This is a genomic window from Alkalispirochaeta americana, from assembly GCF_900156105.1.
Taxonomy (GTDB): domain Bacteria; phylum Spirochaetota; class Spirochaetia; order DSM-27196; family Alkalispirochaetaceae; genus Alkalispirochaeta; species Alkalispirochaeta americana.
The window spans coordinates 16554-34281 of record NZ_FTMS01000007.1 but is presented as its reverse complement, the minus strand read 5'-3'; the positions used below and the strand labels follow the sequence as shown (position 1 = coordinate 34281).

Genomic DNA, 17728 nt, shown 5'->3' with positions numbered 1-17728 from the left:
GTCAGCGACAGGCCATCGGCCGGCGGGGTTCGGACTCACTTGTTGAAATCGTCCAGGTAGGCCTGCTGCGCCGCCGTGAGCGTATCGTGGCGGATTCCCCGGGCAGCCAGAAGAAGCCGGGCAACACCCTGATCTATCGCGGCAGGCACGGGAATCACCTCCGGCGGCAAGGGAGTTCCTCCCCTCGCAGAGAGCACCACATACTCGGCGCTCAGAGCCTGCACGGCAAAACTGGTGTCCATGATCTCTGCCGGATGGCCATCGGCGGCGGCGATGTTCACAATCTTGCCCTGGGCGATCAGGTTGATCCACCGCCCGTCCTCCAGGCGATAGCCCGTGAGGTTCTCCCGCACCTCCTGAACCTCTCCGGCCATGGCAGCAAGCCCCTCAAGATCGATCTCGTCGTAGAAGTGCCCGGCGTTGGCAAGAACCGCTCCATCCTTCATGCAGGCCACCTCCCGGGGAGTAATCACATCGCAGACACCCGTGGCGGTCACAAAGAAATCACCCTCCCGGGCCGCGCAGGCGCCCCCCTCCTCAAGCGGCCCCAGAGGCATCACCCGGTAGCCGTCCATTACCGCTTCCAGAGCCTTCACCTCGTCCACCTCGCAGACAATAACCCGGGCACCCAACCCGGCTGCGCAGGAGGCGATCCCCCGACCACACCAGCCATAGCCGGCCACCACCAGGGTTGCACCGGTGAGGACCCGGTTGGTGGTCCGCATCAGGGCGTCCATTGTGCTGTGGCCCGTGCCGTAGCGGTTGTCAAAGAGATGCTTCATCTGGGCGTTGTTCACGGCGATCACGGGAAACCGCAGCTTCCCCGCCACAGAACGGGCCCGGTTTCGCAACACCCCGGCGGTGGTCTCCTCGCACCCCCCCAGGGTATCACGGGAGAACTCCCGGGCACCCTCGTGAAGATGGTGAACCAGATCCCCGCCGTCGTCGATCACCACATGCGGAGCGATCCTCAGGGCCGTAAGCTGATGCTCCTCGAACTCCTGCGGTGTGGCCCCGTGCCAGGCATAGACATGGAGCCCCAGCTCCTGAAGCGCCGCCACCACATCGTCCTTGGTAGAGAGAGGGTTGCTCCCCGTAACCGATACCTGGGCTCCGCCGGCGGCCATCACCAGGGCAAGATACGCCGTTTTTGCCTCCAGATGCACACTTACGGCGGCGCGGATGCCCGCAAAGGGCTGCTCCCGGGAAAAGCGCTCTTCCAGGCTCCGGAGAACGGGCATATTGCGCCGAACCCATTCAATTTTTCGATGCCCTTCGGCAGCAAGGGCCGGATTACGCAGGATATCGTCGGGCATGGATCGTCTGGTACCCGGGGATCGTTCGGTATTCATGAGAGGTCCTCCACATAATGATTGTCTGCGGCGATACACCAGTCTCTGCCCGGGGCAGAAAAAAGGCAGAAAAATGGCAAAAAAAAAGCCGCCAGCGCGTTGCCAGCGGCTCAAAACCCCTTCCCCTTAATCCATCAGGTGCTGGATCTGGGAGCGGGACGTTGCAATCTCGATGGAGCCGTCCAGGATTCCCTGGCGGGCAGCCTCGAGGGCGTCTTTTACTTCCTGGGGAATCATGGAATCAAACCCGTGAAAGGGTGCCAGCCCCGTGGCGTCCTCGGCAAGACCGTAACTCACGGTTCCGCCCTGGAAGGTTCCCTCGGCAATACTGCGCAGGACAACCTCGACAGACTCGGGGATCTTCTTGATGGCGCTGGTGAGGACCGCATCGGGAGCCACGTGGTTTTGATCGATATCAACACCGATGGCGAGCACGCCCTCCTCGTCGGCGGCCTGAATCACACCCAGACCGGTGAGCCCCGCAGCCTGGAAGACGATGTCAGCCCCCTGCTCGATCATGGCCAGGGCAGCCTCGCGGCCACCGGCCTGGTCAACAAAGGAACCAGCCGTAACAGACAGAACCGTTGCATCGGGGTTCACGGATTTTACGCCCTGGATAAAGCCAACCTCAAATCGTTCAACCGGGGGAACCAGCATTCCCAGAACCGCACCAACCACGTTGTGGTCCGGGCGCAACCGGGGGATCGCATCGGCATGGTCTTTGGTCATGAGCCCTGCCAGAACACCGGCCAGGTATCCGCTCTGCTCTTCCCGGTAGAGAATTCCCTGGAAGTTGGGCAGATCGTCGTCGCCGCCGATATCAATCCCTCCAAAGAGGGTATCGGGGTGCATCCGGGCAGCCTCTTTTACGGCATCCTCCATGAGAAATCCCACGGCAAAGACGATCTCGGCTCCGTCCTCGGCCAGACCGCTCAGGTTGGGAATATAGTCGGTCTGCTGGTTGCTCTCGACAACCCGCGCCTCGAACCCGTAGGGAGCTCCCAGAAGCAACCCCTGATAGGCGCCATCGTTGAAACTCTGGTCTCCCAAGCCGCCCACATCGGTGGCCATGGCGGCTATTCTTCGATCAGGATCGGCCTCGGGCCGTCCTCCGGCAAAAACAAGCGCCCCGGCTACAACCAGGAGCGTCAGCATCAGCATCGTTTTCTTCATTCTCGTCCTCCTTATAGAACTTCGAACAATAATATCTCTAACCTTCGCGATTATACACCCTCCCGCAGGAGCGCCACAATCACGGAAGGTAATGTTAATCTTCGCTCCGCTCGATCATGAAATCCTTTCCCACAGCCCGGGGCGGCCGGCTGCGCCGAACCAGCCCGGCCACGGCGATCACCGTTACCAGATAGGGGAAGATGATAAAAAGCTCTCCCGGGAGATTCACCACCCGCAATACCTGAAAGCGCATCTGCAAGGCGTCGGCAAAGCCGAAGAAAAGCGCCGCCAGGAAAGCCCCCACGGGGTGCCAGCCCCCGGAGATCATCGCGGCCAGGGCAATAAATCCCCGACCGGCGCTCATCCCCTCGGTGAAGCTCACGTTGGCCTCGATAGAGAGGTACGCCCCGGCCAACCCGCTGGCAAGACCGCTGATAAAGACCCCCAGATAGCGCATCTTGTAGACCGAGACCCCGATCGTCTCCAGCGCCAGCGGGTGTTCCCCGGCAGCACGGATATGGAGCCCCGTCTTGGTCTTGAAGAGAAACCACGTAAGAAGCGCCACCAGAACGAACCCCATATACACAATGGGCGTCTGGGCAAAGAAAGCCCGGCCTATCAGGGGAATCTCCGAAAGAACCGGCACCGCCAGGCGGTAGCGCCCGAGCCCCCGGGGAATGGAGGGGGTTGTTCCGGGGTGTCCCACGATCAGCACCATAAGAAACCGGGTTATCCCGAAGGCCAGAACGTTCATCACCGCCCCGCTCACCACATGATCCATGTGAAGCGTCACCGTGGCAAAGGCATGGAGCAGGCTATAGACCCCTCCAAAGAGAACACCCGCCAGGAGCCCCAGCCAGGGGCTTCCCGTGGTATAAGCCACAATAGCCGCAAAAAAGGCCCCCACCACCATGATCCCCTCCATGGCGATATTGACGATCCCCGAACGCTCGCAGATGGTGGCCCCAATGGCCGCCAGGGTAATGGGCGTGGAGAGGCGCACCGTGGCCGAAAGCAAATTGGTAAGAAACTCAAGGGTAAACATCGTTTCAGCCCTCCTCTCCGGCGGCGGCCGTTGCAGCCTGGGCGGCCCGGCGGACCTCCCGGCGTCGGCGACGGTTGCCCCAGGCGGTATAGATATATCTGGCCACAATCAGAAAGAGGATGATCCCCTTGACGATCTCCACGATCGCTCCGGGCGTCTGGGTGGTACGGGACATATACTGCCCTCCCGCATCAAGAGCCCCCCAGAGAAGCCCCGTAAAAACCACCGCTATGGGGTGTCCCCCGGCAAGCAAGGCCACGGAAATACCGTTCCAGCCATAGCCGGCCTGAAGATTCTCGTAGAGGCGGTGATCCAGACCGTTCACCTGGTTGAACCCCGCCAGGGCCGCCAGAAACCCCGCAATCAAGAGAGCCCGAAAAATATTCTTGCCCACGGAAATCCCCTGGGCCCGGGCAGCATCTTTGTTCTCTCCCACAGCACGAATCTCGAAACCCATACTGGTTTTGTAGAGCAGGTAATACACCACCAGAGCCACCAGGATAGCCAGGAGTATCCCCGTATGAAGCCGGGGGTTTGCCTCGGGCAGAAAGGCCCGAAACCGCAGGAGCATGGTGTTGTCGGGAATCCGGGTTGTCACATAGGGGTGTCGGCTCGTGGAGGGATCACCCCCAAAGGCCCGGATAAAAACAGGCGAGAGATAGCGCGCCACGTGGGCCAGCATCATCGTGGTGATCACCTCGTGAGCGCCGGTTTTCATCTTCAGGTAGGCCGGAACAACGTTCCAGAGCGCACCAAAGAGGCCCGCCACAAGAAAAATCAGGGGAAGGGCGATCACCCCGGGCAACGGCATATAGAGACTCAGCCCGGCCGCCGCCATGGCCCCCAGATAGTACTGCCCCTCGGCACCGATATTAAAAAGCCCCGCCTTGAAGGCAAAGGCCACGGAGAGGGCCGTAAAGATCAGGGGAGCTGCGTTGAGGACCGAGATGTGCCAGTTTCGCGCCAGCCCTCCGTAAAAGAGAGCCTGGTACGCCACCAGGGGGTTATACCCCGAGACAGCCATCACAACTCCGCCCAGGAGGATCGCCGCAGTGATCCCGAAGAGGGGAACCACCATACGCTTTACCCAGCGCCGCAGGAGCTCCCGCAGCACCGACGGCCCCTGAACCAGACGCACCCGCCAGAGATAGACCCCCAGGGCCGCCAGGATCAGCAAACCGCCCTGGAAATAACTCGCCAGATACAACACCGTTCCCGCCGCACCCAAGAGGACAACAGCGGCCATGAGCAAGGTGGCCAGAAGTGCCTGAGATATCATGCGCTCGCTTCCTTTCCGCCGGTCATGTAGAGGCCAACCTCTTCTTCGCTGGTTTTATCCGTAATCAGTTCCCGCACAACACGCCCCTCAAAGAGCACCAGAATCCGATCCGCCAGGGCAAAGATCTCTTCCAGCTCCAGGGAAATCAGAAGAATCCCCACATCCTTGTCCCGCATGGCCAGAACCTCGGAGTGGATGTATTCGATAGCCCCCACATCGAGGCCCCGCGTGGGCTGGCTCACCAGAAGGAAGGTGGGCTTCCGGGAAAACTCCCGGGCCAGAATCACCTTCTGCTGGTTTCCTCCCGAAAGCTGCGACGCCGTTGCTCCGGGGCCGGAGGTCCGGATATCGAAGCGCTCGATCAGCTCCCCGGCATGATCGTTCATGCCGGGATAATCCAGAACACCCCGGTAGGCGTTGGGGGACCGATCGTGATAGCCCAGGGCGATGTTCTCGGCCACGGAAAAGGGCAAGACCAGGCCGTAGCGGTGGCGGTCGGCCGGAACATAGCCCATGCTGCGGTTGATCCGCTCCCGGGTGGTCATCCCCTGGACCTCTGTGCCCAGGTGGCGCATCACGCCTTGGGTGATCGGACGCAACCCCATCACCGCCTCGGCAAGCTCGGTCTGACCGTTGCCATCCACCCCGGCGATCCCCACAATCTCCCCGGGACGAACCGTCAGGGAAAGATCCTGAATAGAAGGAACGCCCCGGTCGTCGGAAACACCCAGCCCCTGGACCTCGAAAACCGGATCGGGCTGTACCTCGTGGGGGGTTCGCTCCACGGTGAGCACCACGGAACGCCCCACCATAAGGTTTGCCAGCTCTGCCGTGGTAGCCCCCGCCGTGGGGCGCTCGCCCTCAATACGGCCGCGCCGCAGAATATACACCCGGTCCGAGATGGCCCGAACCTCTTCCAGCTTGTGGGTGATGATAATGATACTCACCCCGCTCTCGCGGAGGGTGCGGATCACGGCAAAAAACTCCTCCACCTCCTGGGGCGTGAGCACCGCCGTGGGCTCGTCCAGGATAAGGATCTCGGCCCGGCGGTAGAGGGCTTTGAGGATCTCCACGCGCTGCTGCAACCCCACGGAGAGGTTCTCCACTTTGGCATCGGGATCAATCTTGAGACCATAGCGATCGCTGAGCTCCTGCACCTCCCGGCGGGCGGTGCGGTAATCGATCACGGGCCCCCGGCCCGGCTCGGAACCCAGAATGATGTTCTCCGTAACGGTGAGCGGATCAAGAAGCATGAAATGCTGGTGAACCATCCCCAGGCCGTTTTTTATCGCCTCCCGGGGAGACGAGAACTCCACCTCCCGCCCCTTTATCAGGATGCGCCCCGAGGTGGGTTTGTACAAGCCGTAGAGAATATTCATGAGCGTGCTCTTGCCCGCCCCGTTCTCACCCAGAAGACAGAGGATCTCCCCCTCCTTCAGGCAGATGCTTATATCATCGTTGGCAAGGACCTTGGGGAACTGCTTCACGATATGTTGCGTTTCCAGAATCACCTGTGACATGCGAGGAACCTCCAGAATTTACCTTACTATGAAATGTGTCAGCTATCCAGTTTTTTGCGGGCCAATCTGTTCCGGAACCCCACGCCGGAACCTGGCGCCAGAACCTGGCGCCAGAACCTGACGATAGAGAGCGTCGGTGCGCTCCACCATCACGGGCAAGCTCCACTCCTCCAGGGGCCGCGCTGCCGCAGCCCTGCCAAAGCGCTCGCGCAGCTCCCTGTCCCGGGCCAGGTGAACCAGCGCCTCCGTGAGAGCCGAAATATCCCGAAAGGGCACCACCAGACCGGTCACCCCCTCCTCCACGGTCTCGCGAATCCCGGGAACATCGAAGGCAACAGCGGCACGACCTGCAGCGGCAGCCTGGACCAGGGACTGGGGAACCCCCTCCCACTCCGAAGTAAGACAGACCAGATCGGCAGCAGCAAAATAATCCTGGGGGTTGTCGCGAAACCCGGGAAAAACCACCCGGGAAGAAACCCCCAGACGCCGGGCCTGCTCTTCCAGAGCCTCCCGCCGGGGGCCGTCGCCCAGAAGCACCGCCCGCAGGGAGAGCCCCTGGCCGGAACGCTCCAGCTCCTCCACCGCCCGGGCAAAGGCCTCCAGAAACCAGTGCTGCCCCTTGCGCTGCTCCAGGCGGGCCACCACGGCGCAAAGCACATCGTCGGGCCCCGAGCACCCCACCTCCTGCCGCAGGGCCTCATCCCGCCGGGCCAGACGAAAGCGCTCGATCTCCATGCCGCTTCGGATAATCCGGTATTGCCCGGGCCGGCCCACCCCGGCCTCCACCATAAGATCCCGCAGGGTATAGCCCACGGAGACAAAGAGATCGGTCCGGCCCGCAGCCCGCCGCTCAAGCCAGCGAAACAACAAAAAAACAGGCCGCGCCATGGAATCGGTAAAACTCATCCCATGAACCCCATGGAGCACCACCGCCCCCCCGGCACGGCGGGGCACGGCAAAACGCCCCAGAATCCCCGTCTTGGCGTTATGGGTATAGACAATATCAAAGGAGTTCTTCCGGAAAAACCGCCACAACCACCGGAACGCCCGGACCTCGGCCCCGGGCGAGATCTCGCGGCAAATATGGGGAACAACCACCACCTCTACCCCGGCCTGACGCAGCTCCTCCACCATGCCCTCATGGTACTCGGCCCCCACCACCAGGGTCTGGACAAGATCGGGAGCCCCCCGAAGCATATTGTAGAAAATATTAAAATCCGCCCCGCCCTTCACCAGGCGGGTTGTGAGATGACAAACCCTCACCCTCACCTCCCCGAAAGCAGGACAAACAAGGTCTTGAAGATAATTCTCAGATCGAGCCACACCGACCAGTGATCGATATACCAGGTATCGAGCTTGACGATCTCCTCGAAATCATCGATCCGGTTGCGCCCGCTCACCTGCCACATGCCGGTGATCCCCGGGGCCACGCTCAACCTGCGGCGGTGGTGCTTCTCGTACTGAAGGAACTCCTCGGCCGTGGGCGGCCGGGTACCCACAATACTCATATCGCCCTTCAGGACATTCAGAAACTGGGGGAACTCGTCCAGGCTGGTCTTCCGCAGGATCTTTCCAACCCGGGTAATGCGGGGATCCCGGGCAATCTTGAACATGTGGCCCTGCATCTCGTTCTGCTCCATCAGCTCCGCCTTGCGAGCCTCGGCATCGACCGCCATGGTACGGAACTTGACCAGGTTGAAATCGCGGCCGTTCTTTCCCTTGCGGGGCTGGACAAAGAAAATCGGCCCCGGCGAATCGAGCTTGATCGCCGGCGCCACCACCAGAAAGATCACCAGAAAGGCAAGAAACCCCACCAGACCGATGGCGTAATCGATGGTGTGCTTCACAAACCGCTGAAGGGGGCTGAAATCGTAGGACTGAAAGGAAACAATGTTGAAAGGCCCCACGGTATCCACCTCGGAGCGGGTATACTCGATCCCGGAAAAATCCAGGACGATGTTCACCATGAGCCCCATGCGGTGGCAATCGGAGATCAGGGGCGCCAGCTCCTGGAGCCTGAGATCGCTGTAGGCCAGAACCACCTCGTCCACCACGTTCTTTGTCACGTAATCCAGGACATCGTCAAAAAAGCGCTGCCGCTCCTCATCGCTCAGATGCTCCTCGACGGGGAGGGCAAAGCGGGGCTCCACCGTGGCGTTCAGCAAGAGCTCCGGCGTAGTCCTGGCCGTGGCCTGAAACTGCTCCACGGCCCGCTTGTTCCCCAGAAGCAGAACCTTCCGGTGATAGCGATCCTTCTTTTGCAGACGGTAAAAATAGACCCGGAAAAGCAGCTTGGCCGCCACCATAAGCACATAATTGATGCCGGCGAAGGTCATGAGGAAGGTCCGGCTGATCACGGTATCCCGGATAAAGAAGAGCCCCATGGCCAGGGCACCCAGCCCCACCAACTCCACGGGGATCAGGTTGCGGCAGATCCGCCAGGCCGAAACAAGGCGGTGCCCCCGGAGGAAATCGTAGTTCCGGAAGAGCCGCAGGAGGATCATCCAGACGATGAGGACCGTCCCCATAAGGTTGAAGTACACCGGAAAGGGCGCCAGATCATCGAGACCGAAGGTGAAAAGCTTGTCTCGGAGGTAATAGGTAAACAGGTAGGAGAGAACGATCACCGCAGCATCGATGATCATCAGGGTATAGCGAAGAAAGGACCGCCTTCGTTGATTCATGGTACGCGCCTCTTTACAACAACCTAAACACTTTGATGAACGCCCCAAAACATGGTACCGTTCCCGGGTGAAACAGAATATCTTCATTGTGGCGGCCTTTGCCGCTCTCGTCAACGTGGTGGTCCCCGTGGCGTCTCAATCATCGGTCGGCACTCCGGCCAGCGATCCCTCAGGCTCGGCGGCCCTGGAGGCAACCATAGCAGACCTGGTACCGGGCATCTCCCGGGCGGAGCTTGCAGAACTCCTGGAGGAAGGCTCGCTGATCTTCCACAGCGAGGACGAGCCCCTGACCTTCCGCTACCTGCCCCGGAGCAGCATCAGCGACCAGGTTCGGGGGGGCTTTGGCCATTTTGAACCCAACGTGGTGAACGAGGTGCTTTTTCTTCTGCCCCGGCCCGAGACAAACTCCCGGGGAATCCCCTACACCAGCGACGAAGAACTCCTGCTGGATCTCTACAACACCTTCCGGGCCGTGAGCAAGCTCTCGGGGGTGGAGTACGAATCAGGCCGAACCGGGGGCATGCGGGTGCTCTTTGACAACGTCTACGCGATCGAATCGGTGCGCTCCAGGGACCCCCTGCCGGACCCGCTGGTGACAGCTGTCCCCCGGGAGAGCTCCTTTGTGCTCCATCTTGAGGATTCCAACTTCGGGAGGAGTTTTTTTGAGGCAAGTTTCTACGGCGGGGACGATGCGGTGAGCATGGGCATGACCAACCTGCGGAGCCTCACCTTTTTTGTGCCCGTGGTGCGGGCAGAACGGGTGCGGTTCCAGATGGTGGCCCTGCCCCTGGAGGATCATCTCCTGCTCTACGGGGCGGTGGGGCTCGAGGCGGGGGGCTTTCTGCGGAGGATGGTGCACCTGCCGGGGTCCTTCCGGCGGCGCATTGTGGCGCTCACGGACTGGTTTACCTGGCAGGTCTACGGGGACGACCACGGCACAGAGCACAGAGAACCCTTGGATACCGATTCCTGATTCATCCCTGATCACTCGTTAGCGAAGGTCTGGTCCTAATATAGACCAGACCGGATGATACAGGATGAATAAGCGCGGTTGTGTCATTGAACCAAACGGTCAGAATACTCCCTGCCAAGCTTCTCGTTGGAAACATCGGTTTGCTCGAATATCTTTTGCAAGATGTCTTCATTCAAGGTTATGACGTCGGGACATTCCCTGGCAAAAATTCTTCGTACCAGATTTCCCACCGGAACGTCAAAGATCTTCACGAATTTCCGAATCTTGCGGTATATCAGCGTTCTACGAAATCGTCTGGATGAGTAGCGTTTCATGATCTTGCTTAACCGGAAATTCCGGATCTTCCAGGACGTGCCGGAAACGCGGGAAACATTCGCAGGGTTCTCGGCATCAAGTTCATTCAAATCGGTTCGATCTGCCCCACATAAAAAACCTGCAAGCCGCTCGAGAGCTTCTCTGTTGCTGACTGCAGCGATGTCAAAAATGAGCATATTATCCCTGCCAACAGCCTTCTCTATGGCATCGGCCCAAAGGTAGTAGTTCAGATGATGGTCTCCCGACTGTAAGTACGCTCGTGCCCGATCTTCAAAATCCTGTTGTGAGGGGGCAATCCTGTAGGCGCTTCGCTGGGAATACTCCGAAGCGAGCATCTTCCGCTGATCACGAATGGACAGAATGATTTTTACCTGGCCGCTGAAACGCGAACTCCACTTCTCGCAAAGCACTGGCAGGACAGAGAAAACTGGATAATTTTCAGGAATCGTCGGCTGGATGTCTTCGATTCTGGGAGCGGCCATAACCCCCGGGCCAGGCCCGGAGGACATACCTTCACTACTTATCACAAAGGAGGAACGTCCGGTATCATTTCGTAATTGACCCTCTGCGATCTGAGCAATATCATCCAGAAGTATATCTATGGTCTTTACCGGATCCTGGCCTTTGATTATTTCGCCCATGAGATATGAGAAATGCCTTCCCCTTCCTGCCCCTTTTCCAAGATATCCTTGAGGAAGAAGAGCGGGAAAGACCTTCCTTTGAAAGGTGGTCGTTCCGGTCTTTCGCAAACCGATATGAAGAACAAGATCTATTACATTCATGTCCATTACTCTTCGTTTATCGCATAGATCAAAAAGTTATCATAGCCATGAGCAACTTTTTCCCTCATCTTCCTTTGCGGGTATGCGAGAAAATCATTTGTGCAGAAAAACCCAGCAAACAATATTCAAGAGAATATGCTGCAAGCCTTTACCTTATCCCCAGACTCTCCTATAACTGGAGGCACAATGAGGATACTTTATCTCTCGCTCTCACCCATTCCTTCCCGGGCGGCCAATAGTGTGCAGGTTGTGAAAAACTGCGCCGCCATGGTCCAGCAGGGGCACCAGGTCACTCTTTTTGGGGCTACGGGAGGATCGGAACCGATAACCGATTACTACGGCGTCGAGACCCCGCCGGAACTCTTCCGTCACCCCCTGGGCCGGGTTCCCCTGGTTTCGCGAAGCCTCTTCGGGCGAAGGACCGCAAATCAGGCCCGAACCCTCCTTGATCAGACAGACCTCATCTACGGCAGGGATATCTACGCGCTTCTTGCTTTGGGCAACACCTCTCAACCCCAGATCTATGAAGCGCATATGCCCCCGGCAAACGCCACAAAGAGACACCTTCACCGGCGTCTCTTTTCCCGGAAATCCTTCTTCCGCCTGATCACGGTATCCCGTGCTCTGGCCGACTATTACCGGGAAAACTTCCCTGAACTGGCACACAAAGAGATTCTGGTGGCACCTAACGGAGCGGACCTTCCCCACTCCATAGAGGTCACGGGAGAATCGTCGATCCGAAAGCCCGCTGTGGGCTACGCCGGGCAACTTCACGCCCATAAAGGCCCGGGGCTGATCCTGTCTGTAGCCCGACGCATGCCCGGGATACCCTTCCATATTGTGGGAGGATCCCCGGAAGACATACAGAAGTGGAGCGCCCAGGCCCCAAAAAACGTGGTCTTTCACGGCCAGGTTTCGCAGCAAGAACTGGGCAAATATTATCGGACCTGGCCCATTTTTCTGGCCCCCTACCAGGAATCGGCCTGTAAGAACCCCCTGCGGGACGACACGATCTGGGGCTCGCCCCTAAAAGTCTTTGAGTATATGGCCCATGGGTGCTGCTTTATCGCCTCGGATTTGCCAATCATCCGGGAAATTGTCGGAAGCGGGAGCGCACGCCTCTGCAATCCTTCCCGACCAGAGGAGTGGGAACAGACCTTGCGCACCCTCCTTGAAGACCCCCGGCAACAGGATGAGCTCTCCCGAACAGCCCGGAAACTCTTCCTGGAGCGATTCACCCGCGAAGCACGGGTCCGGCACATTCTCTCGGGGGTTCTACCGGACCGATAAGATCCAGCGGTAGAAGCTTTCGGGGTCGTGGGGCAGATCAAGGCACCGCTGAAGCTCCGTTGCAGCAACCAGAAAGGCCTGACGGCGTTTGCGCCGCCTCATACCAGTGCGATGCACGCTCTTTTCCGGGTGATCCGCTTGATGGCACAAACGATATATCAGGTGATGCAAACAGTAGCCGGGGAGCCCGTCGCGAATGCGAGATCCTTGCCCGGTTGCGGAAAACCACCCGTCAAGAAACGCCTCCCGGTGCCCCGAAGGAACCGCCAGAGCCTGTCGCACCAGGGAAGTTCCCAAAGGACGCAGGGCAATTCCAAAGAGATCAATATAGGAAAAATCACCTTGGGGAGACTCAACGTAGTTTTTCAGAGCGCTGTCAAAGAAACACACTCCCCAGGGCGTGTCGTCCAACCCGCCGGCCCGGGAAAGAGCCTGCCCAAGCTGCTTCTGGAGATTCGGGTCGATCCCGGGGCTGGCCAAGGTATGCTCCAGCAATCTGCGATAGGGAATATCTTTCTGAGGATCTGCCGAAAGTTGCCGTGTGGCGATAAAGTGTCCCAGCTCAGAGGCCCGTTCCCCGGTGAGCGAGACCGGCGACAAAACCCGCCCGGGAAGGTATTCAGCTATCAGGCACAACTCATCGGCATACCGGACAGCGGGAACAGCATCGCTGTGTCCCCCGGCCTCAAACCGCCGGACCAGCTCCGCTGTGGCCGCAACCGCAGTTGTTGCCTGACGAAAAACGGCGCACTTGAAAGAATGCCCCCCGGTGGTCACCAGGAGGTAGGCAGCACTATTGCGGTGAAACCTGCCCCGCAACCGATCAACCCGCGAAATCAAGGGGTGCACGCTTTCCACCGTGCCGACACCGGGGATCACGGATCCCCGGGCTATTGCTCCCAGGGTGGTGCGGGGAGGCACAAGGGTTCTCATGGATCGCTCCCTGATGGCTGTGACGAAACAAAGGCCCGGACCGCCGATTCCCGCACGAGCCCGGCAGCCTTGCACAGAGAAAGCGCCCAAAGGGGACCAATAATCCGGATTGAACGGGCGGGATATCCCTTTCCCCGAAGGGCCCGCAAGGCCGGTCCAAGGGAGGGGGGGAGAAAACTGCGTATAACTCGCTTCAGAACCCCTAATCCGTGTGCACCGGCACGATGCGCCCGCATGCCCCGACCCACCCGGAAGGCCTTCTTCAGAGATTCCCTCCCGTCACGGGTGGGATGGTAGACCACCGTGCGGGGGCAGTAGGCCAGGCGAGCTCCGGCAGCGACAGCCCTCAGGGACCAGGCTACGTCTTCTCCCGAGACTTGGTGCTCCCGGTATAATCCCACCCGGCCAAAGAGCGATCTCCGGACAAAGACATTGGCAGTCACGGCGCGACCCATGGCTGCCAGCGCCTCATTATCCATGTGGAGTGCGGCCTCCAACTGTTCCCAGGGCGAGTGAGGATTCCTGAACTCGAAGAGGACATTGCCCGCGAGAAAATCCGCACCGCTTTGCTCCAGCGCCGAGACCCCCCGGGAAAGCCAGTCGGGAGCCGCCGCGCAATCGGCATCTATGAAGGCAAGGATATCCCCCGAGGCGTTGCGAATCCCCACGTTTCTGGCAGCATAGGACGAAGCCAGGTGATCGCAGGAGAGAACGGTGAAACCCGCATCCCGACAGACCTGGGGAGAGCCATCGGTGGAGCGGTTATCCACCAGAAGTATCCGGGATGGCCCGGGATAATCCTGGGACGCCAGGGATGGCAGGAGCCGGTCCAGGTAGGGGGTCAGATTGTAAAAGGGGCAGATGACGGTAACCGAGGGTATCGGAACTGGAAGAAGTACTGTATCGACCATGAATAATTGTTGCTCGCTTGGTGTCTCAAAGAGTTAGTACCACAGAGAGTACCGGATTCCGGAAAATTGTGATAGTCTCGTGGCCATGGCATCATCGCACCGGGCTACATCTGCGAATAATTCCGCGCTTCTCGCGGCGCTGGAAACTCTCTATCCCGAGGGGCAAAAGACGCCTCTGTGGGGGTCGGCCTTCTCACCCAAGCTTTTCAGAATCGGATCTCGCCGGGGGCTTCTCCGGTATCTCCTGAGGTTGCGGGGGCCAGGATCCCTGCCCAAAATACTGAAGATCGCCTGCCAAAGCTTGGGGCGGGGAGAGATTCCCCGGAAGATTGTCTACTGCGCCGGGCATATCGCCGCACCCCCGGGAGCGGCACCCTTCGTGTATACCCAGGGCTCATCCAACGTCTGTGTTCTTCTGGACCGGGAACGTCGGGAAATCACAAAAATTCTGCCTCTTCCCCAAAAGAGCGCTGAGTTTCGGCGGGAGAGCGAGAACCTTCAGGCCCTGGCAGACAAGAGGCAGGACGGAGTTCCCCTGCTCTTGAGGGCAGGCACGGGCCTGGACGGAACTCTGGGATTCATTACGCAAACCCTTGCTCCGGGATCTCCCTGTCCCCGAAAGGAATGGTCCGACTTTACAACAACCCGGGTAATCCCCGTTGTGTTCGATATCGCCCGGAACCTCCAGGCCCCCCTTGACGAAGGAATATCGGAACACCTGGCCCGATGTCACAGAAGGGCCATCGCCAGGGGATGGTCTCCGGAACTTCTTGAAGCCCTTCACCGGATAACACACGACACCGCGATCACCGGTGAGCTCTCCCGGATGACCACCACCACCCTTGTCCACCACGACCTGGCTCGACATAACCTGCTCAGAGCCCGCTCCCGAAACAATACACCACCGAAGATTACCGTAATCGACTGGGCATCCGCCTACCGCCACACCGAAGGAGCCCTTCTGGTGGAACTGGAGCGTCAGACGCTTCATTACTGCCACGAGAAGGACCAGCGCCCTCAGGCCGCAGAATACTGGGAAAAAGTGGCCACCGGCACCTCCGTGGATTATGCCGAACTGGCGACACCAGGACTCCGTGGCCTGAGAAGGGACCGGCCCCTGCAGGTAACCGCGCTGCTTCTGACGGGCCTTCTGGAATCCCTGGCGGTCCTGTCTCCGCGAAACAGAAAAATGGCCCCAATCCTTACCGTTCTGACCAGCGGGTCAGCTCGCAGATTCTCGCCGTGAGAGTAGCCGGATCGGCGGTTCCCCTGCTAAATTGCCCCGTCCGGGGATCAAAGGTAGCTGAAATTTGCTGCTCCAGCCAGAAGGACCGTTCCTCTTCCAGCTCTTCCGGAGTGAGGTCTCCCAGACGTTCCAGAGCGTAGGGGATCTCAAAACCCGGGGGATTGTAGCCGAAGCTGTAGATATTCTCCGGCTCCGCCAGCTCTTCCCGGTACGAAGGTGCCAAAAGAAGCGCCACGGCCCGGCGGAAATCACCGCGTGTCCAGAGGGGATGGCCAGGAAACCGCTCGTGCAGACGCGCAAAGGCATAGAGATTGAACTGATGATACCCTGTCCATTTCATGCGCTGCGGGGCCGTGACTTCCCGGGGAGGCCCTGGATCAGGCTTGAGGATATTCTTGAGGGCCTGGCGAAAACGTTCGGGCAAGGGATCCCCCGGTCCCGCCTTGGGCAGACGGCGGGCGGTAAAATGGTATATCAGACCATCGGGGTAAATATGCAGGTTCTGTTCTGTGGCATCCAGAAACCGTCTCACCTGACGAAGAACCGGCGAGGAGCTATCATTATCATCCGCAACAAAAGCCGCCGCCGAGGCAAACCAGAGCTGATGATTAAAGGTGTTATCAAACCCCAGGACTGTTCCATCAAGATCAACCACACGCCATAGCCCCCAGGATTCGTCAAAGGGGTGCAGATCTGCGAGTTTCCGGGCCAGATCGTGGCAGGCCTGATCCTGGAGCGCATCTCCCAATGCCGTGAGCGCCTCCATGGTCCAGGCGGGGCCAATCAGACCGTTACAGCGGTCTTTTCCCTCGATCTCCCGATGGTAGACGTTCCCCCCCTGGGGGCGAGCGGCATCGGAGAGGATGTAATCCCGCAGGGCACAGCAGACCTGATGCCAGCGGGTTTCTCCCGAGAGACGGTACAAAAAGGCCGTTACCAGAGCCCAGTGAGAGACAACACGCAGGGGCGTCTCGGGGTGCCGGTAGGGTCCATTGTGGCCCGGGGGCAGCCCCTCCAGGGCAAGACGGGACAGATCACGGTCGGCAAAATACCGCTCGGCTACTTGCAGCAGGAGATCGTTTTTCTTCAGAGAGATCTTTTGGGAGTTCATGGACACACCTCATCGAAGGGGTACAGGCGAAAGGCCACCTGCGATTCAATCAGATCGATCTCCTCCTGTCGGGGATGAGCGGGATAGAGTCTTGTGTTTGCCCGCGCCTGATCAGGAAGAAAGAACCGGGGGCCTTGCCACATAGCTGGATCGAGGCCAAGGAACGCTTCAACACGACTTTTTGTTTCGGTGTAGCGATAGACCAGATCCTCAAAGGCCACGGCCAAAACGTTATCTGGGGCATTCGCCAGGAGTTCGTCTTCGTGCCGGTAGCGACGGGCGTAGTCCCAGGCAAAGGTGGCAGCCCTTTCCGGACGGAGATATTTGGGTTTGGGAGTTTTTCGAGAGAGGATATCACAGAACTGATCGCGGGGATCCCGGGTAACCAGAATAAACCGGCCCGAAGGAAAGAGAGGAGCCAGGGGCAGGTTCCCCGGCTTGAGAAACTGGTCAAGCACAGGGATCTGTGGAGAAGAGGGGGAGATTGCAAAGAGCCGGAGGAGAAAGCTCTCCAGGGCCAAGCTTGCAGACCCGGGAGAGAGGCGATTCTCCCGATGTGCAGCGCGAAGGTCGGCCACAAGGGATCGAACAGCGTCGGGATAATCGGGAAAAACACGCTTCACCGGAAACGATGCGGTTCTGAGGTGGGGAGCAAGCATTTTTGAGAACTTGCTGTTCTCGGGCAGCTTGCCCTGAAGCCTTCGGAGACCTTGAGCCCGAAGGCGCGCCAGGTCGGAAGATCTTCTGGCATAGCCCAGGAGCTCCCGCTCCAGTAGCCCCAAGGCGTCGCCGTCAACGCTTCCCTGGGCCAAGCGGATCAGGATCTGTCGGGTCTGCCCTTCCAGGAGCTTGAACTCACCGGGAAAGGTCTGTGTGTTCCGGTATTCGCGCAGGAGCGCAACCACCGCCGACGATCCTGTCTTGTAGGATCCTCCGACGGATGTGTAGATTTGAGTCATAATCTATTCTTTCTACATGGGTGCAGGCTTCCCTGCAAGGATATTCTGCAGATCGGGATGATCAGGTGGTGCGGGAATCGGGTTCATAGCACAGACGGGATCGCACTGGTCGAAAAGATTCGTGTAACGAATCGGGATTGGCTCCCCGTCATCGA

General features: G+C 59.3%; 15 protein-coding genes. 3 read left to right on the top strand and 12 right to left on the bottom strand.

Translation table 11 applies throughout. The features are described 5' to 3' along the window. Positions 1-35 precede the first annotated feature (35 nt). The 7 genes from BW950_RS06410 to BW950_RS06380 form a co-directional block, all read right to left on the bottom strand. Positions 36-1352, bottom strand: coding sequence for an adenosylhomocysteinase (locus BW950_RS06410; RefSeq protein ID WP_234969040.1), 1317 nt, complete (start codon positions 1350-1352; stop codon positions 36-38). A 126-nt stretch (positions 1353-1478) separates the two neighbouring features. After that, entirely contained in the window at positions 1479-2525 is a 1047-nt protein-coding gene (locus BW950_RS06405) for a BMP family lipoprotein (protein ID WP_076488469.1), read from the bottom strand. Positions 2526-2619: 94 nt separating this feature from the next. Beyond that, on the bottom strand, positions 2620-3570 hold the full coding sequence (locus BW950_RS06400) for an ABC transporter permease (RefSeq protein WP_076488468.1): 951 nt from the start codon (positions 3568-3570) through the stop codon (positions 2620-2622). Between the two features lie 4 nt (positions 3571-3574). After that, positions 3575-4849: an ABC transporter permease gene (locus tag BW950_RS06395; RefSeq protein ID WP_083943794.1), complete on the bottom strand. Its 1275-nt coding sequence runs from the start codon at positions 4847-4849 to the stop codon at positions 3575-3577. After that, positions 4846-6369, bottom strand: coding sequence for an ABC transporter ATP-binding protein (locus BW950_RS06390; RefSeq protein ID WP_076488467.1), 1524 nt, complete (start codon positions 6367-6369; stop codon positions 4846-4848). Before BW950_RS06390 ends, BW950_RS06395 begins: the two co-directional genes overlap by 4 nt. A 42-nt stretch (positions 6370-6411) precedes the next feature. Further along, positions 6412-7632, bottom strand: coding sequence for a glycosyltransferase (locus tag BW950_RS15450; RefSeq protein ID WP_159438746.1), 1221 nt, complete (start codon positions 7630-7632; stop codon positions 6412-6414). Positions 7633-7634: 2 nt separating this feature from the next. Continuing rightward, a complete protein-coding gene (locus BW950_RS06380; RefSeq protein WP_076488465.1) occupies positions 7635-9053 on the bottom strand; it encodes a sugar transferase in 1419 nt (472 codons plus the stop codon). 67 nt (positions 9054-9120) lie between these two features. Here BW950_RS06380 and BW950_RS06375 point away from each other — a divergent pair, with 67 nt between their 5' ends. Continuing rightward, positions 9121-10026 carry a DUF6675 family protein gene (locus BW950_RS06375; protein WP_076488464.1) on the top strand — a complete coding sequence of 302 codons (906 nt, stop codon included), beginning with the start codon at positions 9121-9123 and terminating at the stop codon, positions 10024-10026. Positions 10027-10109: 83 nt separating this feature from the next. Here BW950_RS06375 and BW950_RS06370 read toward each other — a convergent pair whose 3' ends face one another. Further along, positions 10110-11123: a hypothetical protein gene (locus tag BW950_RS06370; protein ID WP_143559151.1), complete on the bottom strand. Its 1014-nt coding sequence runs from the start codon at positions 11121-11123 to the stop codon at positions 10110-10112. Positions 11124-11309: 186 nt separating this feature from the next. Between BW950_RS06370 and BW950_RS06365 the strand changes: the two genes are divergently transcribed. After that, positions 11310-12413 (top strand): glycosyltransferase family 4 protein, encoded by a 1104-nt coding sequence (locus tag BW950_RS06365; protein ID WP_076488462.1) that lies wholly within the window; start codon positions 11310-11312, stop codon positions 12411-12413. Here the strand turns inward: BW950_RS06365 and BW950_RS06360 are convergent. Then, complete coding sequence (locus BW950_RS06360; RefSeq protein ID WP_076488461.1) at positions 12399-13346, bottom strand: hypothetical protein; 948 nt, start codon at positions 13344-13346, stop codon at positions 12399-12401. The two genes, BW950_RS06365 and BW950_RS06360, sit on opposite strands and share 15 nt — an antisense overlap. Continuing rightward, on the bottom strand, positions 13343-14257 hold the full coding sequence (locus BW950_RS06355; protein WP_076488460.1) for a glycosyltransferase family 2 protein: 915 nt from the start codon (positions 14255-14257) through the stop codon (positions 13343-13345). Before BW950_RS06355 ends, BW950_RS06360 begins: the two co-directional genes overlap by 4 nt. Before the next feature lie 85 nt (positions 14258-14342). Between BW950_RS06355 and BW950_RS06350 the strand changes: the two genes are divergently transcribed. Next, complete coding sequence (locus tag BW950_RS06350) at positions 14343-15503, top strand: phosphotransferase family protein (protein ID WP_076488459.1); 1161 nt, start codon at positions 14343-14345, stop codon at positions 15501-15503. Here BW950_RS06350 and BW950_RS06345 read toward each other — a convergent pair. Then, on the bottom strand, positions 15460-16614 hold the full coding sequence (locus tag BW950_RS06345) for a hypothetical protein (protein ID WP_076488458.1): 1155 nt from the start codon (positions 16612-16614) through the stop codon (positions 15460-15462). The genes BW950_RS06350 and BW950_RS06345 overlap by 44 nt on opposite strands. Beyond that, complete coding sequence (locus BW950_RS06340) at positions 16611-17573, bottom strand: sulfotransferase (protein ID WP_076488457.1); 963 nt, start codon at positions 17571-17573, stop codon at positions 16611-16613. Before BW950_RS06340 ends, BW950_RS06345 begins: the two co-directional genes overlap by 4 nt. Between the last annotated feature and the right edge of the window lie 155 nt (positions 17574-17728).